Annotated in this window: 3 protein-coding genes and 4 pseudogenes; all 7 read right to left on the bottom strand. The window is 53.6% G+C overall.

The window, feature by feature from the left end; genetic code table 11:
• Positions 1 to 605 precede the first annotated feature (605 nt).
• The 7 genes and pseudogenes from repA to IAE27_RS29000 all read right to left on the bottom strand — a co-directional run bounded on the left by repA (position 606) and on the right by IAE27_RS29000 (position 4,206).
• A pseudogene (gene repA / locus IAE27_RS29030) lies at positions 606 to 1,476 on the bottom strand (incFII family plasmid replication initiator RepA).
• Positions 1,469 to 1,540: a RepA leader peptide Tap gene (gene tap, locus IAE27_RS30050; RefSeq protein WP_200093398.1), complete on the bottom strand. Its 72-nt coding sequence runs from the start codon at positions 1,538 to 1,540 to the stop codon at positions 1,469 to 1,471. The pseudogene repA and the gene tap overlap by 8 nt, the downstream one beginning before the upstream one ends.
• A 225-nt stretch (positions 1,541 to 1,765) precedes the next feature.
• Complete coding sequence (locus IAE27_RS29020) at positions 1,766 to 2,035, bottom strand: replication regulatory protein RepA (RefSeq protein ID WP_200093397.1); 270 nt, start codon at positions 2,033 to 2,035, stop codon at positions 1,766 to 1,768.
• Positions 2,036 to 2,174: 139 nt separating this feature from the next.
• Positions 2,175 to 2,749: pseudogene (locus tag IAE27_RS29015) on the bottom strand (phospholipase D family protein).
• Positions 2,746 to 3,369: pseudogene (locus tag IAE27_RS29005) on the bottom strand (DUF2726 domain-containing protein). The pseudogenes IAE27_RS29015 and IAE27_RS29005 overlap by 4 nt, the downstream one beginning before the upstream one ends.
• Positions 3,370 to 3,424: 55 nt before the next feature.
• Positions 3,425 to 3,724: pseudogene (locus tag IAE27_RS29955) on the bottom strand (hypothetical protein); the annotation flags it as partial.
• Positions 3,685 to 4,206 carry a thioredoxin domain-containing protein gene (locus tag IAE27_RS29000; protein ID WP_227685344.1) on the bottom strand — a complete coding sequence of 174 codons (522 nt, stop codon included), beginning with the start codon at positions 4,204 to 4,206 and terminating at the stop codon, positions 3,685 to 3,687. The gene IAE27_RS29000 and the pseudogene IAE27_RS29955, both read right to left, overlap by 40 nt.
• Positions 4,207 to 4,302: the final 96 nt, after the last annotated feature.

Below are 4,302 nucleotides of genomic sequence, written 5' to 3'. Positions count from 1 at the left end.
CCCCCCCCCCCCCCCCCCCCCCCCCCCCCCCCCCCCCCCCCCCCCCCCCCGGGGGGGGGGGGGGCCCCCGCTTTCCCGTGGTGGGGAGGGGCTCGAGGTAGCAGAACTGCGGCAGTTTTTTTAAAAGGAATTATTTGAATGATGTAACTAATGCGCTCACTGGTTATATGCCCGCCGCTTGTCGGCGGGAGGTACTTCTGGATCTGAGCGGCGCGGACGCTTGCGACCGCTGTTAGCGAAGGCCTCATTGAGACTGTCCACAGGACAGGCGACGAACAGGTTGTCCCTGAGACGAAAGAGATTTAGATCTTTAAATGAAGTACAGAGCAGGTATTTAAAGGGAACCATGCGGTCTGTAACCCTCTACGACAAGCAGCCTGAAAGGATATCTACAGGAGCCTTATGAATAGTTCCCTTACACTTAAATGTGTATAAGTAAAATCCGCCTCTCTCAGGTGCGACTTGAACAGGAAATTTCATCCTCGATGCAAGTTCATTTGACGCTGGCCGGTGCGGCCATCACAAAAGTGGGCAGAAATCAGCCACGTCCGGGAGACGGACGAGCGAAAGTCTCCGGCGCCAGCCGGATAACAAAAACAGGAGGGTTATATAGGGTCGGGGTACGGCGCCAGGCGGGTATAGTTATTGCCCCGGGACATCAACATCCGTTCAGTCACCCGGCGCGCAACCTCACGCTTCAGCGCTTCATGATCACCACTGAAGCGGCCGGCGGCATATTCACGCGTCAACTGTTGACGAACACGGTCTCGATGTCCTTGTGCTGGCGTGAAGCATCCCGTCGGGCGGTCGCCCGCTTCTGGCCATGAGATTTATGTTCTGCCTGGTAGCTACGAAAACGCTCGCGTACAAAGCGCCAAGATTTGGCGATCAGTTCATCCATTCCCAGCTGCGGCAAACTTTGTTTTTTGCGTTGTTTGTTTTCCACTCCACGCGACTACGGCGAGCGGCCACGACAGCCACATCTGACACATCGAGCGCCTGGAAAAGAGCCGGCGTAAACGTCATGTCCGTAGGGATATTGCAGCCAATCTGCGGGTCATATTCCGTTGTATAGGTGATCAGGCCCAGCTCAGACATAAATCGCAGCGCACGGGTCGCCCGCGAAATAGACAGGTTTTCACTGTTGGATTCCGTGGCCAGTCCGCACTCGATGGCCATATTGGTAATCGAGCGCTGCACGCGATTGGCCAGCGGATCATAATGGAAGCACATTGCCTGCAGAAGCGCGTCAATCGCACGTCGACGCAGTAAAGGAGGCATGCGCCGGCGCTTACCCAGAGAGCGGGCAAAGGCAACATGGATTGAAAAATCAAAATTGGAGGTAAAGCCTTCGGCTTTGGCCATCAACTTACGACAAAACGGCAGTGTTTTTTTTCCTTCCCGCTCTATAAAACGCGGTTCGGCATTTTTAACCTGAACATAATGAAATGTGTTTTCTGAATTCTGGTTAGTCACCGTATCCTGCGCTTATGTTGCGCGGAAAGAGTGAGCACAGAAGGTATTGAACTTTTCTGAGCATGAATCTATACTCCCTGCATAGAGCAACAGCTTCTATGCAGTTTAGTTAAGAGACCCGGTAATCTTCTAGAGTCGCCAAACTTGGAAAGATTATCGGGTTTTTTGCTTGCTGATTCCGGAAAAATCCTTTCGACAGAATCGACAGAACCAGTTTCCTGCCACCTTACGGCGTGGCCAGCCAAGAATCTCTAAACGATCAGTAATCTAGCACTCAACGTCTGCTTGATCAAGAATGTAACGTCGTTACGTCTATTCCAAGCTTCGCGGATTCCATTTCGATAAGTCTTTCAATCATTTCAGCCTGAGTTATTCCTTCATTCTCACACATGATTTGAAGCTGATTTTTAAGCGTATCCCGCACAAATACTCTCACCTCTTTGTGCGTCGCTTTCTTTCGTGCAACAGCTTTCTGCTGACGTTCAGCCGCAGAAACAGGATTACCCTTTCTGTAGGGACGTTTAGATGAGGAAGTAACTGCGTTTACGACCTGTGACATTTCTGCCTACTCAATGGATCATATTGAGGAAAGAGTACTACAGGCGCTGAAAACCCGCGAGAGGCTATGTTATTTTTTGTTATATAACGATAGCTTTCGTTGGCGCGAGAGCTACCATTCAAATGGCAGAAACTATGGCTTAGTATGCAAGCTCCCAGCCAGTTCCCATCTCCCAGCGAGACTGCCAGTGCTGAAGATAAGTCTCTTCTAACGCCGGGTTATCACGGATGACTAGGACGTTTTCTGAGTTATTGCGCGCGGCAGCGCGAGTGTAGTTGAACGACCCGGTTTCCACATTACGACCGTCTGTGATGATGACCTTGTCATGCATGATTTTGAACTGGCTTACCGTGCGCACGAGGATGCCGGCATTGACCAGCAGATTCATTGCCGCACGACTGGCTTTATTGTTCTCCTCTGAGTTTGCCTTCCAGTCGACTACAACTTTCACATCCACACTCCGACGCTTTGCCCTGACAAGGGCGCTGGCCACCTCCGGAGACGTGAAGGCGTATCCCATCAGGCGGTTTTCTGCTGCGCCGAATCAATGGTCTTCAGGACCAGCTGCAGTGCCGTTCCTTCCGGGGAAAAACCGGTCTCGATGGCAGAAGCGCAAATTGCCGGCACTGGCGCGCATAGCGCCAGACTGAGCAGTCCGGGCAACCACCACCGGCTGACCGGGGTTTTACGGGGCGTTCTCTTCACAATATTCATACGCTTTCACTCCTGACGGTGTTCAGTGGTGTTATATCGGTGTCACTCTCACGGTGCTTCAGAAATTCCCTCACGCACCTGACCAGTTTCTCTGAGTCCCGATCCCGCAGCAGCGGAATGCCGGCCTGCCTAAGTACCTCTTCCAGCAGAATATCCCGGCGTACCCGATGTTTTTTCAGGTGCAAGGCATCATCCAGTTCGACAGCGGCCACAATGGCAAAGGTCCTAATATCGACCACGACCACATCGCAGTGCCACTGCGAAGCCATCCGGAACAGTTGCCACTAGGTCCGGGAGCGAGGTCGGATATGGGGTGCCAGGCTGGCGATATCCGCCACCCGCACCTGCGGGCACAGCAACCACCGTTTCCGGTCGGTGTGCTTCAGCAATGCCCGGTAAAAATGCTGTTCCCGCGGCGTCATCAGCATGTCATTACCCACCCAAACCCGTTGACGACACAGTCGCTGTTCCGCCTCTGTGGTGCGAATACCCGCCGCTTTCAGTGCCTGCAGAACCGGGGAGGTCTTCCCTGCTGCTCGTCCCTTCACAAGCAACACCAGAAAACCCAACAGACCCAGTAAGATGACAATGGTGCCCGTCATCATTAATATTTTTGCCATACCGGGTCTCCCGCTGCGGCCAGTTCATTCCTGATAAATCTGCTGCACAGCCCGCTCATCGCTCAGTCCCTCTTCTGATGCGCCAGGCATCTGCCGGCAACCGGTCCAGCAACGCGCGCCGGTATCGGTTCGGCAACCCCTGACCGGCCACAACGTCAGAAATTAGTACCGATATGGCGGAAATCAGCAGCACGTAGTGAAGGACAATGCCGGCCAGTTGCACAAGCTCTGCTGCGGGCATAGTTCGCAGGGCGGTCACCAGACGGATGCCATCCTGCGGAAATCCCCAGGCAAGAAGACCGGCGCCCGTCAGTATCAATGCTGGCGCATAAAGGCATCCCCGGGAGACCAGCCGGCACGCCAGGTCAATAAGGTCATGCATCTGCCGGCAATCCCCCCTGATGTCTTTTCAATATCGCCCTTCGTCAGTTTCCCTTCATTCAGTCCTGTCCCGTAGAGGTCATTATGGTATTTATGATAGGCCTCAGCCCCTTGTTCTTTCCAGACCTGCAGGCCTGTTTTCGCCGCCAGCAGCGACGCTGACCACCGGCTGCCGAACACAGGCCATTCCATAAAGAAGTAGCGGACCTTACGATTGTTCTTAATGACTTTCTCCAGCTCGGGGGCAAACCGGCTGCACCAGATACACTGGTAATCGAAGAATTCAACCACCATCACATCCCCGTCCGCAGGTCCCCAGGACGGGATAGTGTTATCACCCAGTATTTTCGCTTGCTGCGCCAGCGCAGCAGATGTCAGTCCCCGGGTTTGTTTCTCCTCCTGTTCCTGCTGAAGTTTTTCACTCATCTGGATCAGTATTTCAGGATGAGTACGCAGATAATCGGCCGCTATTTCTCCGATCCTTTTTTCCTGGATGGCTGAGTACGTAGCGCCCTTACAGGGCGAGCGTCATCGCTTCGCGCTTCCGATGTT

The sequence above is a fragment of the Klebsiella sp. S69 genome, from assembly GCF_016516145.1.
GTDB lineage: Bacteria > Pseudomonadota > Gammaproteobacteria > Enterobacterales > Enterobacteriaceae > Klebsiella > Klebsiella oxytoca.
Note: the sequence above shows the minus strand (reverse complement) of the source record. Positions and strands in the feature narration are given on the sequence as shown.